The sequence below is a fragment of the Thalassospira sp. ER-Se-21-Dark genome (genome assembly GCF_017922435.1).
Taxonomy (GTDB): domain Bacteria; phylum Pseudomonadota; class Alphaproteobacteria; order Rhodospirillales; family Thalassospiraceae; genus Thalassospira.
Window position 1 is genome coordinate 1,038,076 of sequence record NZ_VDEZ01000002.1, and the last position, 19,731, is coordinate 1,057,806.

Genomic DNA, 19,731 nt, shown 5'->3' on the forward strand with positions numbered 1-19,731 from the left:
GATATGAAAAACGTGCTCTACAAGGCCGCTTCGTGGCTTGCTGTTGCCGGTGGCATGCTTGCCCTGCTGATCTCGATTGTTACGATCGTAAACGTGACCGCCTTTGGTCTCGACAAGATCGCCCGGCTGTTTGATGCCAATGTCCCGGCCATTATCGGCTATGAGGACTTTGTCAGCATGATCGTCAGTTCGGCGGCGTTGATGTTTTTCCCCTATTGTCAGGCACATCGCGGCCATGTCGCGGTGGACGTCTTCATCAAGATGTTTCCCGACTGGTTTGCGCGAACGGTCGACACCCTGTCGTCCGTTCTGATGACCGCACTCGCCCTGTTCCTGGGGTATATGATGGTCAATGGCCTGATCGAAGTGCGCAGCGACAATACCCTTTCGGCAATTTTGGGCTGGCCGATCTGGCCGTTCTATGTCCCGGGCATCATTGCGATGTTCCTGTGGGCGGCAATTGCCGGAAACCAGATTTTCGAGAGAGAGGCCGATGTCTGAACGTGAATTGATCGGCCTTGGTGGCCTTGCCCTTCTCTTTGTGATCCTGGCACTGCGTGTGCCCGTCGGCCTTGCCATGGTGGGTGTCGGCATTGGCGGCAACTACGTGCTCAGCCTGTTTTTCCCGTTCCTGCGTTTTGATCCCTATCTGCAGCAGTTCAAATCCCTGCTGTACGGGATCGTGTCGAACTACGAACTGTCGGTCGTTCCGCTGTTTGTTCTGATGGGGTATCTCGCAAGTCAGGCCAACCTGTCACGCGATCTGTTTCAGGGTGTAAACGCCATCCTCGGCCGTTTCCGCGGTGGTGTCGCCATGGCGGCCATCGGGGCGTGTGCCGGTTTTGGTGCGGTATGCGGATCATCACTTGCCACCGCATCAACCATGGGCAAGGTCGCCCTGCCCGAGCTTGATCGCCTGAAATACTCCCCGCGTCTGGCAACCGGTACGCTGGCTGCGGGCGGGACGCTTGGCATTCTGATCCCGCCATCGGTTGCCCTTGTAATTTACGCGGTCACGGTTGAAGCATCGATCATTCAGATGTTTCAGGCGGCCATCATTCCGGGTCTGATTGCGGTCCTGTTCTTTATGGCGGTGATTGCCATTCAGGTGCGCCTCAACCCGTCACTGGCCCCGAAACCCGAACCGATGCCGGCCGCTGAGCGCAAGGAAGCATTGCTGCGCCTGATCCCGGTGATGGTGATCTTTGGCTCGATCATTCTGGGGCTCGGTGCCGGTCTGTTTACCCCGACACCGGCGGCCGGCGTGGGCGTGTTCGCCATTCTGGTATATGGCGTCTATATGCGCATTCGCGGCAAAGGTGGCCTGACCTGGAAAGGACTGCGCCAGTCGCTTAAAGACACCGCCATCACATCCTCGATGATTTTCTTCATCCTGCTGGGTGCTGAAATCCTCAAGGGCTTCTTTAGCCGTGCCAACCTTCCAGCCTATATGGCCGAAGCCGCCGCCACCAGCGGCTTTGATCCGTGGCTTGTCATGGTTCTCATGCTGCTTGCCCTGATCCTTCTGGGCTGCTTCATGGAAAGTCTGTCGATGATCGTCGTGGTCATCCCGTTCTTCTGGCCGGCCCTTGTTGATATCAATGGTGGCGACTGGGCGACGGCGGCAACCGCGGCCTATGGCATGGGGACCGAGGATCTGAAGATCTGGTTTGGGATCCTGGCACTCATTGTCGTGGAGTTGGGGCTGATTACGCCACCCGTGGGGCTGAATGTGTTCATCATCAATGCACTCGCCAAGGGTGTCCCGATGAGCCAGACCTTCCGCGGTGTCATGCCGTTCTTCGGGGCCGAGATCATTCGTATTCTGCTTCTGATCTTTGCGCCGATATTAACGCTGTTTGTGCCAACGCTGCTTGGCAATTAGCGACGATCACAGAACTCGGAAAAGCCCGCCCGTCATCTTGGCGGGCTTTTCTTTTGGTCGATGCCAAAACACGCTAAGCTACCGCCATACAACCAACTATGTGACTACACAGGATCAAGGCATCCATGCGCAACACCATCCCGATCTACAAGCTTTATGGCGAACGCGATGCGGCAAGCAGCCCCCGCGCACGTGATGGCTATGATCTGGACACTGTTCCCGCATCCGATCCGCAACCCGTCACCGAACCGGAATTCTTTCATCTTGAAAGCATCCCGGAACGATCGCGCCTGCATGACCTGCACATCAAACCGCACCGCCATACCAACCTGTTTCAGCTGCTGTATATCACCCATGGCACGGCCGAGATCAGCTTTGATGATCAACATCTGACCATGCAGGCAGGCCAGCTGATCACCGTGCCGCCCGGAACCGTGCATGGCTTCAAATTCAGTGATGATATTGATGGCTGGGTGATCTCACTGACTGATTATCACCTGCAGGAAATTCTAAGCCCCGCGCCCAAACTCCTCGCCCGGCTCGATCAGGCGATCTGCGTTGATACGCGGTCATCCTCTGGCGATGCCAACAGCCCGACTGATTTCCTGATATCGCAACTCGCTCAGGAATATTACAGCCACAATACCGGACGACTGTTTGCGCTGCGTCATATTCTGGGATTGCTGTTGCTTGGCATCGGACGCACCGTGCCGCAGGATCATTCGGCACGGCTTTCGAGGCAGGAACAAAAGGCCGAAAAGTTCCGCAAGTTTCAGGCGCTCGTCGAAACGTTCTATAAGCAACACAAATCGCTTGATTTCTATGCCCGTGAAATTGGCGTCACCACGACCCAGCTTAACCGCATCGCCAAGGACATCTATGGCATGACCGCAAGCGAGGTGGTGCAAAACCGCCTGATGCTGGAAGCCAAGCGGACCCTGATCTATACCGACATCGCCATTCAACAGATCGGAGATAGTCTGGGCTTTCGCGATGCCGGGTATTTTTCGCGCTTCTTTACCAAAAAGGCCGGGGTATCCCCGGCCCGTTTCCGGCAAAATCAACGCTGATTGATGTGAAGCACTACGGCCCTATAGCCAGCCACCGGTCCCGCTCAGGTGCGCGGGCAAATCATTTAACGGCAGCTTGGTCAAATCCTTGGTAATTTCACCCTCAAGCGCCTGTTTGACCGGTTTTGGCATTTTCTGTCGGATCTCCCCCATAATTTTCGGCGGCGCGACGACAATCAGATTGTCGAACTTTCCGTCATTGCGCTTGTCTGTCAGGTACGACATGACGTCGTCGACAAATTCGACCTGTGCATGCTCGTGGGGGTCTGTGCTTGGTGGCATGGCATGACGTTGCTGATTGCCGCCGGGATTGGCGAACCCGCGACCGGGTTTGTCGCTCGCGATCTCCGAACTGGACCGGTTATCGGCAATCATTTCATGAACAGTTTCCAGATGACGTTCACCTTCGTTGGTGTTGACGGCAATCACATATGCACGACCACCGTCAGCCACGAGGATCCATTGGTTCTTATGGGGCATTTCAAACCTGCCATTCGTTGTTGCAGATACCCTTCCAACGCCAGCAAAACCGATGATGTTCCATAGTACCCGCCCCATATGTGAAAAGAAACGGGAGTTCGCCGCCCCGGCTTCGCCGTGATCAGCCCTAAGCTGCCGGGCTTCGCAACGTATCAAGGGTCAGCCACATGCGCACCTGATCCACCACCCGACCAGACCGCGTTTTCCAGCCCTTGGCAATGAGTTTTTCCTCGCCAAACCCGACCTTGCGATACAGATTAAGCGCGTTGTCATTACCATCGACAACATTCAGCCACAGCTTTTCATAGTCGGGCATTTGCGCAATTTTGGCAGCTAAGCTTGATAAGGCCGCCTTGCCAAAGCCCTGCCCGCGCTCAAACACCCCAAACTCATCGACCTTGGGCAGGCGTGTCGCCATCTCGGTCATATAGACATAGGCAACCGCCTTTTGATCGACGCGAAACACCCAAAGGGCTGTTTCGTTTGATCCGGCCAGTGCCGCGCTCAGGGCATCATCAGGCACGCGCGCAATCGCGTCATAAAACTGCGCATCTTCCATCATCTCGCGAATGCGCAAAAGTTCTTCATCCGTTGGCGTTTGCCAGGTTCCGGTAATCATGGCTGTGGTCCTGATGGGCTGGTGGTGGCGTTACAAGATGGCAGTGGTAAACAGCGAGCTCTGTGCGGTCAAGCACCACGAACCCGGCCACAACATCCCATCGGACGCCGGACAAATTGCCAATATCGGCCAAAGCCGCTAAAACCAGCCGATATCAACCCGCACCAAAGGCCGCACATGCCAAGCCCGACACCGAATGCACAAAATGCACCGCACACCCGCCCTGCCCCGAATGGCAAAACCGCCATGGTGATCGGTGCCGGTCCGGCGGGCCTGATGGCGGCCGAACGGCTGGCAGGTGATGGATATGCGGTGACAATTTATGAAGGCATGCCAAGTGCCGGGCGCAAGTTCCTGATGGCCGGGAAATCAGGGCTGAACATCACGCACAGCGAAGATCTTGAAACCTTCCTTTCACGCTATGGCACGTCACGCGCCCGCCTCGAACCGCACCTGCGCAAATTCGGCCCCGATCAAATCCGCGAATGGTGTGCTGGACTGGGCGTTGAAACCTTTGTCGGCTCCTCTGGCCGGGTCTTCCCGACCGCGATGAAGGCAAGCCCGCTTCTGCGTGCATGGCTCAGACGTCTGGATGGCTTGGGCTGCAAAATCCACTATCGCCACTATTGGACCGGCTGGAACGCCGATGATTGGGCCGTTTTCAAAACGCCCGATGGCGAGGTTACCGCCACCGCCGACATCACCATTCTGGCCCTTGGCGGCGGCAGTTGGAAACGTCTGGGATCAGACGGAAAATGGATGGAAATCCTGCTTAACGCCGGGATCAAGTGCAACCCGTTCAAACCGGCCAATTGCGGCTTTGAACTCGACTGGACCGACCATCTGATCGACAAATGCGCCGGATCGCCGGTCAAGGCCGTGACGCTGACCTGTGGCGATCAGACGGTCCGCGGCGAGTTCGTGATTTCCAAAACCGGCATCGAAGGCAGTGCGGTCTACGCCATCTCGGCCACGCTCCGTGATCAATGGCTTGAAACCGGCATCGGAACCCTGACGCTTGACCTCTGCCCCGACCGCACGCTGGATGACGTCACCAAGCGCCTGTCAAAACCGCGCGGCAAAAACTCAATCGGCAATCACCTGCGCAAAACGCTTGGCCTTGACGCCACCAAAACAGCGCTGATTTTCGAAGTCACCCCGCGCGAAACCCTGAACGATCCGGCCCAACTCGCCACCGCCATCAAGAACCTGCCCCTGAAGATCAAAAAGCCCCGTCCACTGGACGAGGCCATCAGCACCGCAGGCGGTGTCGCTTGGGAAGAACTGGACGAAAATTTCCAACTCATCCAACGCCCCGACACCTACTGCCTCGGCGAGATGGTCGATTGGGAAGCGCCTACTGGGGGGTATTTGTTGAGTGGGTGTTTATCTTTTAACTTACAATTGGGCCTATCAAAGACATTACTGAAGCACGATTAAGTTTGAAGTACTCCATTGCAAACAAGGAGCACAAATCATCCATAACGGTATCTTTTCTTTTTCCCACAGCTCGCGACAGATATTCTACGTAACCTGACAATTCGGCTTTGCACAATTCTCTGACTTGCGCAGGAGTTTTTCCGGTTCGGTCTGGATTGCTGACACTAAGTTGAATGTGGTGGTCTTGGTACCTTTCCCTAATTGCCTTAATTAAGATTCGTTCGTTTGCCTTTGAACTTACAAACTCAACAATGCCAACCTCTGGGGTCCAGGGTAGAAATCCAATCCTATCAGCAAGCTTCTTATACTTCTCCAACTTTTGATAGTTTTCATTGTTCTTCCAATTTTCCAATGCTTCTTCTTCGACATCTTTATCGAGAAGCGCATAAGTCGAGGTTGATGGAGATAGCAAAGAGTCACTATTGCTGAGGAAGTTAATCACTTCAGAAAACCCACCAATAGGGCATACCTTTACCGATGGTGCCCGTTCAAGATTTGGATACTTTTCTGAAACTACTAGAGATCCAAGTTGGCGCACAATTGCCCTTGCAACCTCGTCTTCGACATATATCGCAAAGTCTGGACTAGCCTCTTCGCCCACGGTTAAGCTTCCAAGTGCATACGTAGGGAAACATTCACTGACGACCGATACTTTGCCATGGTCCTCTCGTTGTAAGAAAATGATCTTTTTTCTATGAGCCCTTTTTAAGAGAGTTACAGAATGGGTAGAAAAGATAACGGTTAAGTTCTTTTTTTCGGCAATCTCTTTTATGAATTCGAACAGATGAGACTGAGCACTAGGATGCAATGCCATTTCCAGTTCATCGATCAAAACCAATGAATTAGACTTACACTCTAATATCTTTTCGACCAAGCTGAGGACACATAACTCGCCCAAACTGAACTGCTTTTCAGAGTGATAGTTATTGCCGACTTTCAAGACATAAGCTGTCTTTCTCCCACCTTGTGAGAGGTTCACTTTTCTCAACTGTTCGAACTTGTCGGTATTCAAGATGTAGTTAACGTAACCGATCAAGTCTTTTCGAACGGATATCAACTTTTTGGGCTCAAAGTCTTCCGGCCGTGGAGTTATGCGCTCTGCAGTTGCACCAACATAAATCACGTTAGGAAACCCAAACTTCCTCAGGATTTCGCTATTCTTCCGGGGCCTCGGCGACCATCGAGATCCACTATACCCGTAAGTGACTGATTGCTTGCCAACAGAATAAGTAATTGAAGAATCTGAGTAGTTATCTAGCCGGTCCGACTCTTTGGAAGAAGGGAAGTGAACTGGGAATGCAGTTGATGAACCAATTCTTCTAAGGCACCCCAACAAAGTTGTCTTTCCAGCCCCATTTTCCCCAGCAAGCAGCCAAACTCCCTTACCTGGCAACTCAAACTCTAAAGACGAGACGTTCTTCAAATTCTTAATCGAAATCTTCTTCACGCGAACTGTCCCTGATAAAAACATCTCATCGCTTAATTGATCAATAACAATCAAACACCATCAAAACGAGTAAATCATCTCTTGAGTTGGTCGTCAATTTGCATTGATTTTGTCCATATGCACTAATACCAGCATCAAAAGTGCAAAAACAAAAACAGCGAGGTGAGCCATGACGGGTGCCAGTGATGGCAATTCCAGAGGTACGGATATTTCCGATAGCGCATCGGATCTGACGCGCATGACCGATGCCGATCCGCAAGCCCTTGCCGCCTATTACGACAAATGGGCTGAAAGCTATGATGCGGATTTGCCCAAGATGGGCTATGACGCGCCCAAGCGGGCGGCGGCGATCATGGTTGAGCACGGGGTTCCGTTTGATGCGCCGGTTCTCGATGCCGGATGTGGCACCGGATTGACGGGGTTGGAGCTTTCAAGGGCTGGGTATACCGACATCACCGGTATTGATCTGTCGCTGGAATCCCTGCAGGCGGCTGAGGCCAAGGGCGTTTATCGCCACCTTAAAAAGCGCGACATGAACAAGACGCTGGCCTTTGGCGACAATGGTTTTGCCGCCGTTCAGTGCATCGGCACGCTGACCTATGTACGAGAAACCCGGCAGCTGTTTTCGGAATTTTGCCGGGTCGTTAAGCCCGGCGGAATTGTGTGTTTTACCCAGCGTACAGACCTTTATGACGATGATTTCATCAAGGCCATTCAGGCGACCACCAAGGCCAGGAAATGGGAACTGATTTCCCATTCTGATCCCATGCCCTACCTGCCCAACCACGAAGATTTCGCCGACAAGAAACACATTTTCTATGATGTGTACCGGGTGAAATAGAGGTTATCTAACAATCACTTGCGCCTAACGCGCCTCCCACCAGAGCTACTCCTGAAACACCACATGCGATTAATTCGCAACTTTATAGTTGACAACATCAACCATATTTATATAGTTGATATAGTCAACCATATGCCGTTTAGCACCGCTCCCAAAAGCGCCCCACGCTTTGCCGACGCAACGACATGCTCAAGGCCCTACGCCCCCTCGCGCACCAATAAGAAAAGAGATTGCCCCATGCCGATCCCTCATATCCGCCGTCTTAAGATATCCCCCGAAGTTCACCCGGACGGGCTGCCCAAACCCCGGCGTATTTATGCTGCCCTCGCCCTTTTGATCACGGTCATGATGGCGGTGCTGGATGGCACCATCATGAATGTCGCCCTGCCCGCCATCGCCCATGATCAGGGCGCAACACCCGCACACGCGATCTGGGTAATTACGGCGTATCAGCTGGCCATCGTGGTGGCCCTGTTGCCGTTTTCAGCCCTTGGCGAAGCCATCGGCTTTCGCAAGGTTTATCTGAGTGGTGTTGCCCTGTTCGGGGTGGCATCCGCCCTGTGTGCGATGGCCCCGACGATCGAGCTTCTGACGGCTGCACGTGTGTTGCAGGGCCTTGGGGCTGCTGCGATCATGAGCATCAATGCCGCCATCATGCGCCATGTTTTCCCGCATGCAAAACTGGGGCAGGCGATTGGCTGGATCGCGATGACAGTGTCGGTATCCGCCGCCGCCGGACCCACCATTGCATCCGCCATCATGGCGGTTGCCAGTTGGCACTGGCTGTTTTTGATCAACCTGCCGATATCGGTGATTTCGGTCGCGATGGGCTATTTCAGCCTGCCGTTCAATACGCCAAGCCGGGCCCGGTTTGATTTCATCAGTGCGTTTTTGAATGTGCTGACCTTTGGTGGGCTGGTCGCAGCCCTTGGCAATATGGGTATTGAAAGCAACCCGATCCTGATCGCCGGCCAGTTTGCCGTATCGTTCATCGCCGGAGTGTTTCTGGTGCATCGCCAATTGTCGCGCACGCGCCCGATGCTGCCGCTTGATCTGTTGAAAATTCCGGTCTTTGCCTGCTCCATCGGGTCCTCTGTCACTGGTTTTTGTGCACAGATGATTGCGTTCGTCACCCTGCCGTTCTATTTCCACGATGTGTTGGGATATAGCGCAACCATGACCGGTCTTTTGATGACGCCATGGCCGGTGGCGACCGCGATCATTGCCCCGATTGCCGGGCGGATGGCCGACAGGTTTTCGCCGATCCGTCTGACCGGGATTGGTATGGCGGTCTTTGCCATCGGGCTGTATGGCACAACACTGGCCGCCGATGCCGGTGGCTTGGCGCCGATCATTGCCGCCCTTGCGCTTTGTGGGGCCGGGTTTGGACTGTTTCAGGCGCCCAATAACCGCCTGATGTTGACCAGTGCGCCGCGTGAACGCTCTGGCGGGGCAAGCGGGCTTTTGTCCACCGCGCGCCTGACCGGCCAGTCGGTTGGTGCGGCCCTTGCAGCCATTCTGATTGGTACCGGTGGTGGCTTTGACCTTGCGACCATTATGGTTGTCGCCAGTGGCTCGGCCGTTATTTCCGCCATCATTTGCGAAGGACGCCGCCATGCCCTTCGTTCCGGCTTGATTGCCAGCCCGGCTGGCCTGTGAGGAAGAAACGATTGCCATGACCGAAGAAGATCAGGTCCACGTTCCGGGTGAAACCCTGCATCGGTTGGTGCATGCCTATAAACGCAGACTGATGCATGCGATGCAGGCTGCAAGCATGCCGATGCCGATCTCGCACAAGCGGGTGATGAAATGGATTGTCAAAATCCCCGGCATCACTGCCCAGCAAATGGCCGAAAAATCCGGTCAGGACAAAGGCCGGATCACGCGGCTTTTAAAAGAACTTGAAAATGACGGGCTGATTGAACGCTGCCCGCACCCCGAAGATCGACGGAGCCAAACCCTGCATTTGACGGCCGCCGGCAGCGCAAAAATGGAAGATTTCCGCGCTGTTGAAAAAGAAGTCAGGTCCCGAATGACCAGCGGCCTTACGCCACAGCAGATCCATGATTTTGTCGAGATCGCCAATCTGATGTCCGACAATCTGGAAACCCACAAATGCAAGAAACTGGACTTTGCGGGCGACAGCCCCCCAAGCACCAGGGACCAAGGAGTGAAGAAATGAGTAAACCTTCCCCACGCGATCTGACCGTGATCAGAAAGGGATACGTCACGCCCAATATGCTGCGCGTTACCCTTGGCGGTGACGGCATGAAGGACTTTCCAGAGGATCAGGAAAGTGCCTATGTCAAACTGATGTTCCCGATTGAAGGCGACGACAAAGGCCGCGTTTTGCGCCGGACCTATACCGTGCGTCATGATCGCGTGACCGATCAGGGCCGCGAAATCGATATCGATTTCGTCATGCATGGTGCCGGTGATGATGATCATGATGATGATGATCATGGTGCAGACAGTCATGACCATGGCGGCCCGGCATCAAACTGGGCGGTGAATTGCCAGCCCGGCGATGTGATCACCATCGGGGGCCCCGGCCCGAAAAAACTGGTTGATCCGACCGCCGACTGGTTCCTGATTGTTGGTGATATGACGGCCTTGCCCGCCGTATCGGTCAATCTGGAAACCCTGCCCGATAACGCACGCGGCTACGCCGTGATCGAAGTCCGGTCCGAGGCCGACATGCAGGATTTGAAAAAACCCGACAACGTGACTATTGAGTGGGTGATCAATCCGCGTCCGGGCGAACAGAACACGGTCCTGAGTGATGTGGTCAAACGCATCCCCTGGCACGCAACCGGTCGCCTTTCGGTCTGGGCAGCGTGCGAATTTACCTCGATGCGGGAATTGCGCAGCTACTTCCGCGAGGAACGCGGCCTTGGCAAGGATGATCTTTATATCTCAAGCTATTGGAAGCTTGGCATGAATGAAGACACCCACAAGGTGATCAAGTCCGAGGATGCCAAAACGGCGGCCTGATCGGAACACACCACAATCGAACAAACATTTCGGGCCCCTTTGCGGGGCCCGTTTGCGTTTGGCGATTGATTGAGCTGTTCAGGTATATTGCGCATGCAGTCGCGCCATGCGTCTGCGCGCGAAAAAGCCGGCATGCTGGGTTGTCTGAACCATTTCCGGGTGCAGCTGCCCGTCCTCGTCACAGACAAAGGCCCGGCTCGCACCAATCACACCCTTTTCCGAGCTATAGACTGCAATGACGATGATTTCGATGCGGCACTTGCCTTCGCCGACCGCCGTATCAGGAACATTACATGTGTCCTTATCGCTGGCGCGGGCCTGATGTGTGATCCGCCGCATCAGGTTTTGCAGCGCGCCCAGTTCGATGCATCTTCCGGACTCAAGCGGGCCTTGCACCGTCAGTTCCTCGAGACGGGCGGCGTGGGACGATTTGCTGCCCTGATCGGTCTGGAAATCCACTTCCGGATCGCTATCTGTGACCTGCTCACACACCTGATGCGTCTCATCGCCAATACAGACAAGCACCTTGTCGATAAGAATGGCTTCCTGGCTCATATTGCTGATCAGAAAGCGCGCCTTGTCGGAATTGCCAAGCATCTGGTTGATGACGATTTTCGGACGTCTGACACGGCGATAGCTTTGAAATAGCAATTGCGCATAGAAAATCCACACCATCAATGTTGCGATGCTGACCCCGACCTGAAGCAAGGTCGCGTGTTGTTCAATCCATGAACCCATCGGGGCCCCCTGAAATCAAAATCGACTTGGTGGGCCGAATTCAACTTTGATCCGGCACCATCAAGGCAACGTGCCGCCAGCGGTTTTGTTTCAGGGAGATGCAAAACACCCCGGCCAAAGACCGGGGTGTCAGAGATGTATTTTTGATGGATGCCGGGTCAGGCAGCGACACTGCCATGCGGATCGATGACGAATTTCTTCGCCGCCCCGCCATCAAAGTCGGCGTAGCCTTGTGGCGCCTGATCCAGATTGATCATCTGGACATTGACTGCCTTGGCGATGTCGATCTTTTCAAACAGGATCGCCTGCATCAGGTTGCGGTGATATTTCATCACCGGGCACTGGCCGGTATGGAACGAATGCGATTTCGCCCAGCCAAGACCAAACCGCATGCTCAGCGCGCCATGCTTGGCCGCATCATCCACCGCACCGGGATCTTCGGTCACATAAAGGCCCGGAATGCCAATCGATCCACCGGCACGGGTCACCTGCATGGCAGAGTTCAGAACCGTTGCCGGGGCTTCGTGGTTGTGGTTACAGCCGCAACCATGCGCTTCAAAGCCGACGCAATCGACAAAGCAATCCACTTCGCGCTCGCCAAGGATCGCTTCAAGCTGATCTTCCATCGGCATGTCTTTTTTAAGATCGATGGTTTCACAGCCAAAGCTTCTGGCCTGCGCCAGACGATCATCAATCATGTCACCGACAATCACACAGGCCGCGCCAAGAAGATGAGCAGACGCCGCCGCCGCCAAACCAACCGGCCCGGCCCCTGCGATATAAACCGTGCTTCCCGGGCCGACGCCAGCCATAACGCAGCCATGGAACCCGGTCGGTAAAATGTCCGAAAGCAATGTCAGGTCCCGGATTTTATCCATCGCCTGATCCTTGTCGGGGAATTTCAAAAGATTGAAGTCGGCATAGGGCACCATGACATATTCCGCCTGCCCGCCGACCCAGCCGCCCATATCGACATAGCCATAAGCCGCCCCCGGACGCGCCGGGTTCACATTCAGGCAAATGCCGGTCAAACCGGATTTGCAGTTGCGGCAACGGCCGCAGGCAATATTGAACGGCACCGAACACACATCGCCGACACTCAGAAACTCGACATCACGGCCGGCTTCAACAATCACACCGGTAATTTCATGGCCAAGAACAAGTCCCGGCTGGGCTGTGGTGCGACCACGGACCATGTGCTGATCGCTGCCGCAAATATTGGTGGTGATAACTTTCAGGATCACGCCATGGTCGCATTTGCGTTTACCCAGTGCGAGTTCCGGAAACGCAATGCTTTCGATTGCGACTTCTCCCGGACCTTTGAATACAACGCCACGGTTTGATGGACTGCTCATATTCTGTTTCCTCTTCCCTGATATGGTTTGTCAGGATTGTTGTTGATGTCCGGGGATATTGAGTTCTTATCGCGCGACCCATCCCGAACCAAGACCACCGCGCGTTTTCAAACACGCCGTGTGCAACCGAAACGGTAGGATCGCGTTCGCACGACTGTCAAACGAACTGGATCGCATCCCCTAAACTTCCTCTTGTGCTCAGAAGATTTGCGACGATTGGTTGAAATCGGCCTTCGAATGTTTCCAAGATCGATCTGTGATCATCGGGAACATCCGGAAAATGCCAGGAAGCCCTGCCCGCGTCGCGGCAGTGCACAACGTTGCGATGTATCAAAGTAATAGTCGGCCAATCTGGATAGATTAAAAACAACAACGCCCGTCGTGGTCATATGGAGACCGTCCGATGCTTCATCGCCTGATCGCGCTTTATCGTGAAAATCCCCGCGAAGGACGGCTTTTTGCCGCCATTTCACTTGGTTTCCTTGCGATCTATTTCATCCCTGCGGGCACCGGGCGGTTTGACAACGCGGTGCTTGAGGCGGTCTATCTGACCAATTGGTATGCCCGCGAGCATGTCATTTTGTGTTTGCTTCCGGCCTTTGTGATTGCAGGGGCGATGGCGGTTTACATCAGTCAGGGATCGGTGATGCGCTATCTCGGGCCGGATGCATCGCGCCCGGTTGCCCTTGGTGTGGCATCCGTCTCGGGCACGTTGCTGGCGGTCTGTTCCTGCACGGTATTGCCGCTGTTTGGCGGGATATACAAACGCGGTGCCGGGCTTGGTCCGGCGATTGCGTTTCTGTATTCCGGGCCTGCGATCAATATCATGGCGATTGTTGTCACGGCCAAGGTATTGGGGGCTGAAATCGGCCTTGCACGCGGCATTGGCGCGATTGTTTTTGCCATTGTCATCGGCCTGATCATGCATTTGATCTATCGCCGTGAAGAAGGCGAGCGCGCACAGAAATCAAAACGCGGCTTTGGCGGCGACGATGATGGCAAGCCGCTTTCGATCACCATTGCGTTTTTTGGTCTGATGGTTGGCATTCTGGTTTTTGCCAACTGGGCATCCGTCCCCGGCAGCTCCGTCTGGATGGCGGTTTATGATGTTAAATGGACCACCACCGCCCTTCTGGCGGCGGGCTTTGCCGGGCTTCTGATCTGGCAATGGAATTGGCCGGTCAAACAGGTCGCAGGGCTTGCAGCAATCGTCATCCTTGCTGCGGTGATTTTCCCGCAGTATCCGCAACTGGCCTTTGCCATTGGCGTGATCGGCCTGATGATGATTGCGCTGACACGCGATCAGGACCGTGAATGGGTCGATCAAAGCTGGGATTTCACCAAACAGATTTTACCGCTTCTGGTCATGGGCGTGTTCATCGCCGGTCTGTTGCTGGGCCGACCGGGCCATGAAGGCCTGATCCCGAATGAGTGGGTGCAGGCCGCTGTTGGTGATAACTCCCTGACCTCGACCGCGCTGGCATCGGTTCTTGGCGCGTTCATGTATTTTTCGACCTTAACGGAAATCCCGATTGTCGAGGCCCTGATGGGTGCTGGCATGGGCAAGGGACCGGCTCTGGCGTTACTTTTGGCCGGGCCTGCTTTGTCGCTTCCCAACATGTTGGTTATTCGCACCGTGATCGGCACGCAGAAAACCCTTGTTTACTGCGCGCTGGTCGTCGTCATGGCGACGCTTTCGGGCTTTGTTTACGGCAATATTCAATCATTCTGATCACAGGAGATCAAAGATGAAACTCAGCATTTATGGCAGCGGTTGCGCAAAGTGTCAGGCGCTGGCCAAAAACGCCGAAGCGGCCGCACAGGCGCTTGATCTTGATTACGAGATCGAAAAGGTCACCGACACCAACAAGATCATTGATGCCGGCATCATGCGCACCCCGGCCCTGATGGCCGATGACGACATCCTGGTCGAAGGCAAGGTCGCGACCCCGGACGAAATCCGTCAGATGCTGTCATAGCAAACGCAAAACGCCCCGGCCAGAACTGGCGACGGGGCGTTTTAAATTCGATCAATCAGATCAGATCAGAGATCAAGGTGCCGGCGGCAGATCTTCTTCAAGGATGACAAGGTTCAGCGAGTAGCTGACTTCGCCTTCATCCTCGTCACGATGGACAACACCGACGAACTCGTCGCCAACACGCATTTCAATCGGATGGCCTTTTTTCTTGGGCGCATCAATGGCGATTTTCGGGTTATCAAACGTGCGACGCAGATAATCTTCGACGCGTGCGATCTCTGTCGGTGTCATAGGACTTGCCCCTTGTTCTTTCCAACGGCTTTTGTCTGCAAGACTACAGGATATCTCATACGCACTTTGGCGTCTGCCCTCTATCCTGAAGTCTTTTGTTAAATCTGGTGCACTGTCCTTTCACAAACCGGACAGTAAAATCAAGCCCATCGGGCCAAAAAAGTCGTAAAACCGGCCATTTTTTGCAGGGTAGGCGCCAAGGAGCGGGATGTTTGCGCATTCCGGTTGTCACGCGATTGTCTATTGCATTGCCCGCGGGCAGCGTTTAAGCCAAATATATGACCGAAATCGAAGTTATGCCCAAGGCCGACAAAAGTACCGCATCTGCCAAAACCGAGACCGCCGACCTTCCCCCTGCGAAGGCCATGGCAGACGCTACTGCGCAATCCCGGCCCATCCTTTACAGTTTCCGTCGCTGCCCCTATGCCATGCGGGCCCGTATTGCGTTGCTGGCCGCCGAAATTGATGTCGAACTGCGTGAAGTTGTCCTGCGCGACAAACCGCAAAGCATGATCGATGTATCGCCCAAGGCAACCGTCCCGGTTCTGGTCCTGCCCGATGGCACGGTGGTCGATGAAAGCCTTGAAATCATGGTCTGGGCACTTGCGGAAAATGATCCGCTTGAATGGCTGACACCCGAAAGCGGTACGCTTGACGACATGCTGGCCCTGATTTCGCAAAATGACGGCCCGTTCAAGCATCACCTTGATCGTTACAAATATCCCAACCGCTATGAAGACGTTGATCCCCTCGAACATCGCCGGGATGCGGAAAAGATCCTTAACCGTCTTGATGGTCGGCTGGCGGTTGGCAAATATCTGTTCGGATCGCGCCCGGCCTTGGCCGATTTCGCCATTGCCCCCTTCATTCGCCAGTTCGCCAATACCGACAAAGAGGCGTTTGACGCCATGCCGTTCGTTCATGTGCAACGCTGGCTGGATGATTTTCTGGCATCAAGCCTGTTTGAACGTGCCATGATGAAATATGACCAATGGCACGAAGGCGACGAACCAGTCATCTTCAAAGCCGCATAAATCAAGCGCGCGCCGCTGGTCAGCCTTGAACGTCAATCGGCAAGGTCAGCAACCGCGAACTCAGGCATTTGCCATGCGGATCGAGTGCAAGGGACCGCGTGACCCCGCCGCCCAGCGCCTCATACATCACAAAATTAAGCGCCCCGATCTGCGGCAACTCATACCGCACGACATCGCCCGCGATCAAGGATCCGAAATGATCACGAACCCGTTCTGCGGTGACCTGTTCAAGCAAAACAGGCCAGTCTTCGGGGCGATAGGCAATCACCGAAACGTTTGAGATATTCCCTTTATCGCCGGTGCGCGAATGCGCAATGTCACGAAGCTGCATTTTCACGCCTCCATCATCTCGAACCGCGTTACCAGCCTGTCTTCGGGCAGGAGCCCTGAAACAATGGCAACGATTTCACGCGTTGATTTGGTTACGCCACCACCCCCGGCAGGGCCGTTCAGATACAGGCTTTCGACTTCCTCGCCAATTCGGGCCGCCGTTTGCAGATCGCGTGTCCTGACAACAAAGCGCACCCGAACTTCGGACGGCGCACATTCGGATACCGCAACATCCTTGAAAATCGAATTGACGCCAATCAGTTCACCGCGCACTTCATCACAGGCAATCCCGATCTGCTCGATACGTTGATGAAGGATATCAAGTGCCAGTTGCCCGCGCTCCGTCGCGCCGGGTCCGGCATAGGATATCTGCCCCTCCCCGACAAAGCTATCGATATAGCCGATCGATACTTTAAGGCTGCCGGTTTTAGGTAGACCATCACCGTTCGATACGGCCACCCGATCCGGGGCCACTTCGCTGATTTGAACTGCGGAAAAATCGGCAATGACATCGGGCTGGATATAACGTTTCGGATCATGGACTTCGTATAGCAACTGTTCCTTGCACGTCGCGGCATTCACAAAGCCCCCTGTGCCCGGCAGTTTTGTAATGATGGCGTTGCCATCTTCATCAACCTCGGCAATCGGGAAGCCAAGATTGGCCAGATCGGGCACATCCTTTAATCCCGGATCGGCAAAATAACCGCCGGTAACCTGCCCGCCGCATTCCAGAAGATGACCCACAAGCGTACCGCGCCCCAAGCGCGTCCAGTCATCCATCTGCCACCCAAATTCAAATATCTGGGGTGCCAAAAACATCGCGGGATCAGCCGCCCGCCCGGTCAGGACAACATCCGCACCGGCCTTAAGCGCATCAACAATGCCACCTGCCCCCAAATAGGCATTTGCCGAAATCACTTCTTTCTTAAATTCGCCAAGCGTGCAGTTGGCTTCGTCGATCACAAATGCATCGGGCGACAGAACATCAAGAACATTGTCGCCTTGCACGGCGGCAACCCTCAGGCCCGAAAGGCCCAGCTCACGCGCAATCTTGATGGTGTGCTTGGCTGCGGCCACCGGATTTGCCGCCCCCATGTTTGATATCACCCGAACACCTTTTTCGCGACAGATTGGTAAAACCGCGCGCATGCGACGTTCAAGCAACGGGTCAAACCCGGCATTCGGATCATGCATTTTGGCCTGCTGGGCAAGTGCTATGGTGCGTTCCGCCAGGCATTCGAAAACCAGATAATCGAGATTGCCCTTCGCAGCCAGATCAACAGCCGGTTCAATCCGATCCCCGGAAAAGCCGGCACCTGTGCCAATACGGATGGTTTTCATTGGCCACCCTCCATGGCCGCGCGGCGCATGTTACGGCCGACGAAAAAGGCACCGCCAAGCAACACTGCCGCGATCATTGGCGTCAGGAACGCAGGCCAAAGCGCGACCCCGATGACAATCACAAGCATCGCGCGGTCAAGCCACAGTCTTCCGGTGAATGTCTGCCCGCCCAGCAATGCCGGAATGGCAACCACAAGAACAAGACCGGACAGGACCGCATTGATAATGGCCAAACCGCCGCCCCCGGCTGTCATGCCCGGATAAAGCAACAACATGAACGGAACAATATAGGTCATCGCCCCAAGCCGCACCGCCTCGAACGCGGCAGGCAGCCAGTTGGTCTGCGCAATCCCGGCCGCGACAAACACTGCAACGCAAACCGGCGGCGTGATCACCGAGATGGTGGCAAAGTAAAATACAAACAGATGGGCTGTAAGCGGCTCGACACCGACCGCGGTCATCGCCGGGGCAAGAACGGCCGCCACCAGCACATAGGCCGCCGTTGTCGGCAAACCCATGCCCATAATCAGGCACACCAGCCCGACAATGATCGCCACAAGAACAGTTGAATCCCCGGCAATGGCAACAATCATGGAACTCAGCGTTACGCCGATGCCGGTCATATTGATCATGGAAACAAGGATTTGCGCCCCGGCAAGCAACACACCGATAATCACCATACCCTTGCCGGCATCGGTCACACCGGCCAGAACACGCTTGAACATTTCGCCAACCGACAGCCGCCCGGCAGACGTCGCCACAAAGGCAATCAGAAGTGCGATCATCCCGTAAAAGGCTGAGGTCGCAACCGACCGCCCCATGAAGATACCAACCGCAAGTCCCCCAAGGGCTGCGATGATCGGCAGTACCTTGCGCAAGGCAAGAATTTCTGACCAGGCCGGAAGCTCATCCTCGGGCACCAGTTTAAGGTTCCGTCTGGTGGCGACGATGTGAACCGTCACAAATACCGACAGATAAAACAGCACCGCTGGAATGATTGCCGCGACCATGACATCGACATAGGCAATGCCAAGGATCTCGGCCATCACAAAGGCGGCCGCCCCCATGATCGGTGGGGCAATCTGCCCACCGGTGGAGGCAACGGCCTCAACGGCCGCGGCCAGTGGCCCGGGATAGCCAAGACGACGCATCATCGGGATGGTGAAGTTGCCGGTGGTGGCAACATTGGCAACCGCCGATCCGGAAATCATTCCGAACAGACCGCTGGAAATGATCGCGATTTTGGCGGCACCGCCCTTTTGGCGACCACCAAGACGCATCGCCAGATCCATAAAGCTTTGCCCGCCACCGGTATGAAGCAACAAGGCACCAAACAGCACGAAGGCCGCAATCACGGTGGCGGCAACGCCGGTCAGCATGCCCCAAATTCCAAGATCGCCAAGGAAAATGGTTTCGGTGACAAACTCGATATCAAAACCGCGATGCCCCAGACTGCCCGGAAGATATTCGCCAAGCAGCGCATAAAGCAGCCCGACAATCACAAGGACCGGGAAAATCGCCCCCACGGCACGGCGGCCAATTTCAAGAACCGTCACCACCAGACCAACGGTCAAGGCCATGTCCAGTTGCGTCGCCCATGGCAAGGTGGTCATGATTTCATCGTAGTTCACGACGATATAGCTACATGCGCTGATCGTCACAGCGGCCAGCAACAGATCAACGATCAAACCGATTGTTCGCCAACCTGTTCCCTTGCCCAACGGATAAAGACTTAGTCCAAGGCACGTCACAAGTGCGAGGAAAACCGCCCTTTGAATAAGGCTCTCAAATGGGCCGGTTGCAGCGGTATAGAAGACGAATATACCCACAAGCAACGCAAACCCGTCGCGGATGCGCACAGACATGACGGTTTTCCTCTAAGAGTTC

The 19,731-nt window shown here is 54.9% G+C and carries 21 protein-coding genes; 12 read left to right on the forward strand and 9 right to left on the reverse strand.

From position 1 onward, the window contains the following. Window positions 1-3: 3 nt before the first annotated feature. The 3 genes from FHI25_RS12500 to FHI25_RS12510 all read left to right on the forward strand — a co-directional run bounded on the left by FHI25_RS12500 (window position 4) and on the right by FHI25_RS12510 (window position 2,955). The gene (locus tag FHI25_RS12500; RefSeq protein ID WP_210518157.1) at window positions 4-501 is read left to right on the forward strand and encodes a TRAP transporter small permease; all 498 of its coding nucleotides are present in this window, start codon (window positions 4-6) and stop codon (window positions 499-501) included. Then, window positions 494-1,885: a TRAP transporter large permease gene (locus FHI25_RS12505; protein ID WP_063086895.1), complete on the forward strand. Its 1,392-nt coding sequence runs from the start codon at window positions 494-496 to the stop codon at window positions 1,883-1,885. The genes FHI25_RS12500 and FHI25_RS12505 overlap by 8 nt, the downstream gene beginning before the upstream one ends. Before the next feature lie 125 nt (window positions 1,886-2,010). After that, window positions 2,011-2,955 carry a helix-turn-helix domain-containing protein gene (locus FHI25_RS12510; RefSeq protein ID WP_210518159.1) on the forward strand — a complete coding sequence of 315 codons (945 nt, stop codon included), beginning with the start codon at window positions 2,011-2,013 and terminating at the stop codon, window positions 2,953-2,955. 21 nt (window positions 2,956-2,976) lie between these two features. Here the strand turns inward: FHI25_RS12510 and FHI25_RS12515 are convergent, their stop codons facing one another. Together FHI25_RS12515 and FHI25_RS12520 are read right to left on the reverse strand one after the other, a co-directional pair. Further along, window positions 2,977-3,435, reverse strand: coding sequence for a host attachment protein (locus FHI25_RS12515; RefSeq protein WP_210518161.1), 459 nt, complete (start codon window positions 3,433-3,435; stop codon window positions 2,977-2,979). A gap of 127 nt (window positions 3,436-3,562) precedes the next feature. Then, entirely contained in the window at window positions 3,563-4,054 is a 492-nt protein-coding gene (locus tag FHI25_RS12520; RefSeq protein WP_210518163.1) for a GNAT family N-acetyltransferase, read from the reverse strand. Between FHI25_RS12520 and FHI25_RS12525 the strand changes: the two genes are divergently transcribed. Then, complete coding sequence (locus FHI25_RS12525) at window positions 4,053-4,196, forward strand: hypothetical protein (protein ID WP_210518166.1); 144 nt, start codon at window positions 4,053-4,055, stop codon at window positions 4,194-4,196. The two genes, FHI25_RS12520 and FHI25_RS12525, sit on opposite strands and share 2 nt — an antisense overlap. A gap of 35 nt (window positions 4,197-4,231) precedes the next feature. Further along, the gene (locus tag FHI25_RS12530) at window positions 4,232-5,494 is read left to right on the forward strand and encodes a TIGR03862 family flavoprotein (RefSeq protein WP_246879056.1); all 1,263 of its coding nucleotides are present in this window, start codon (window positions 4,232-4,234) and stop codon (window positions 5,492-5,494) included. Here FHI25_RS12530 and FHI25_RS12535 read toward each other — a convergent pair. Beyond that, window positions 5,448-6,941 (reverse strand): AAA family ATPase, encoded by a 1,494-nt coding sequence (locus tag FHI25_RS12535; RefSeq protein ID WP_210518168.1) that lies wholly within the window; start codon window positions 6,939-6,941, stop codon window positions 5,448-5,450. The genes FHI25_RS12530 and FHI25_RS12535 overlap by 47 nt on opposite strands. Window positions 6,942-7,110: 169 nt before the next feature. Here FHI25_RS12535 and FHI25_RS12540 point away from each other — a divergent pair, with 169 nt between their 5' ends. The 4 genes from FHI25_RS12540 to FHI25_RS12555 all read left to right on the forward strand — a co-directional run bounded on the left by FHI25_RS12540 (window position 7,111) and on the right by FHI25_RS12555 (window position 10,776). Next, complete coding sequence (locus FHI25_RS12540) at window positions 7,111-7,782, forward strand: class I SAM-dependent methyltransferase (protein WP_210518170.1); 672 nt, start codon at window positions 7,111-7,113, stop codon at window positions 7,780-7,782. Window positions 7,783-8,019: 237 nt separating this feature from the next. Beyond that, a complete protein-coding gene (locus FHI25_RS12545; protein WP_210518171.1) occupies window positions 8,020-9,441 on the forward strand; it encodes an MFS transporter in 1,422 nt (473 codons plus the stop codon). A 16-nt stretch (window positions 9,442-9,457) separates the two neighbouring features. Beyond that, window positions 9,458-9,964, forward strand: a complete 507-nt coding sequence (locus tag FHI25_RS12550; protein ID WP_210518173.1) for a MarR family winged helix-turn-helix transcriptional regulator — start codon at window positions 9,458-9,460, stop codon at window positions 9,962-9,964. Beyond that, complete coding sequence (locus FHI25_RS12555) at window positions 9,961-10,776, forward strand: siderophore-interacting protein (protein ID WP_210518175.1); 816 nt, start codon at window positions 9,961-9,963, stop codon at window positions 10,774-10,776. The genes FHI25_RS12550 and FHI25_RS12555 overlap by 4 nt, the downstream gene beginning before the upstream one ends. 78 nt (window positions 10,777-10,854) lie before the next feature. Here FHI25_RS12555 and FHI25_RS12560 read toward each other — a convergent pair whose 3' ends face one another. Both FHI25_RS12560 and fdhA read right to left on the reverse strand, forming a co-directional pair. Continuing rightward, window positions 10,855-11,514 carry a hypothetical protein gene (locus FHI25_RS12560; RefSeq protein WP_210518177.1) on the reverse strand — a complete coding sequence of 220 codons (660 nt, stop codon included), beginning with the start codon at window positions 11,512-11,514 and terminating at the stop codon, window positions 10,855-10,857. A 158-nt stretch (window positions 11,515-11,672) separates the two neighbouring features. Next, a complete protein-coding gene (gene fdhA / locus FHI25_RS12565; protein ID WP_210518179.1) occupies window positions 11,673-12,869 on the reverse strand; it encodes a formaldehyde dehydrogenase, glutathione-independent in 1,197 nt (398 codons plus the stop codon). Window positions 12,870-13,272: 403 nt separating this feature from the next. Here fdhA and FHI25_RS12570 point away from each other — a divergent pair, with 403 nt between their 5' ends. Beyond that, entirely contained in the window at window positions 13,273-14,601 is a 1,329-nt protein-coding gene (locus FHI25_RS12570; protein ID WP_210518181.1) for a permease, read from the forward strand. Window positions 14,602-14,617: 16 nt separating this feature from the next. After that, window positions 14,618-14,848: a thioredoxin family protein gene (locus tag FHI25_RS12575; RefSeq protein WP_008891915.1), complete on the forward strand. Its 231-nt coding sequence runs from the start codon at window positions 14,618-14,620 to the stop codon at window positions 14,846-14,848. 72 nt (window positions 14,849-14,920) lie between these two features. On the opposite strand, the gene FHI25_RS12580 is transcribed toward FHI25_RS12575, so the two are convergent. Then, window positions 14,921-15,139, reverse strand: coding sequence for a DUF3126 family protein (locus FHI25_RS12580; protein WP_008891916.1), 219 nt, complete (start codon window positions 15,137-15,139; stop codon window positions 14,921-14,923). A 278-nt stretch (window positions 15,140-15,417) separates the two neighbouring features. Here FHI25_RS12580 and FHI25_RS12585 point away from each other — a divergent pair, with 278 nt between their 5' ends. Continuing rightward, a complete protein-coding gene (locus FHI25_RS12585) occupies window positions 15,418-16,173 on the forward strand; it encodes a glutathione S-transferase (protein ID WP_210518183.1) in 756 nt (251 codons plus the stop codon). A 19-nt stretch (window positions 16,174-16,192) separates the two neighbouring features. Here FHI25_RS12585 and FHI25_RS12590 read toward each other — a convergent pair whose 3' ends face one another. Genes FHI25_RS12590 through FHI25_RS12600 form a run of 3 tightly spaced genes read right to left on the reverse strand, consistent with a single transcriptional unit; the run spans window position 16,193 to window position 19,709 of the window. Continuing rightward, window positions 16,193-16,504: a hypothetical protein gene (locus FHI25_RS12590; protein ID WP_210518185.1), complete on the reverse strand. Its 312-nt coding sequence runs from the start codon at window positions 16,502-16,504 to the stop codon at window positions 16,193-16,195. 2 nt (window positions 16,505-16,506) lie between these two features. Continuing rightward, window positions 16,507-17,844 (reverse strand): acyclic terpene utilization AtuA family protein, encoded by a 1,338-nt coding sequence (locus FHI25_RS12595; protein ID WP_210518187.1) that lies wholly within the window; start codon window positions 17,842-17,844, stop codon window positions 16,507-16,509. After that, window positions 17,841-19,709 (reverse strand): TRAP transporter fused permease subunit, encoded by a 1,869-nt coding sequence (locus FHI25_RS12600; RefSeq protein ID WP_210518189.1) that lies wholly within the window; start codon window positions 19,707-19,709, stop codon window positions 17,841-17,843. The genes FHI25_RS12595 and FHI25_RS12600 overlap by 4 nt, the downstream gene beginning before the upstream one ends. Window positions 19,710-19,731 lie beyond the last annotated feature (22 nt).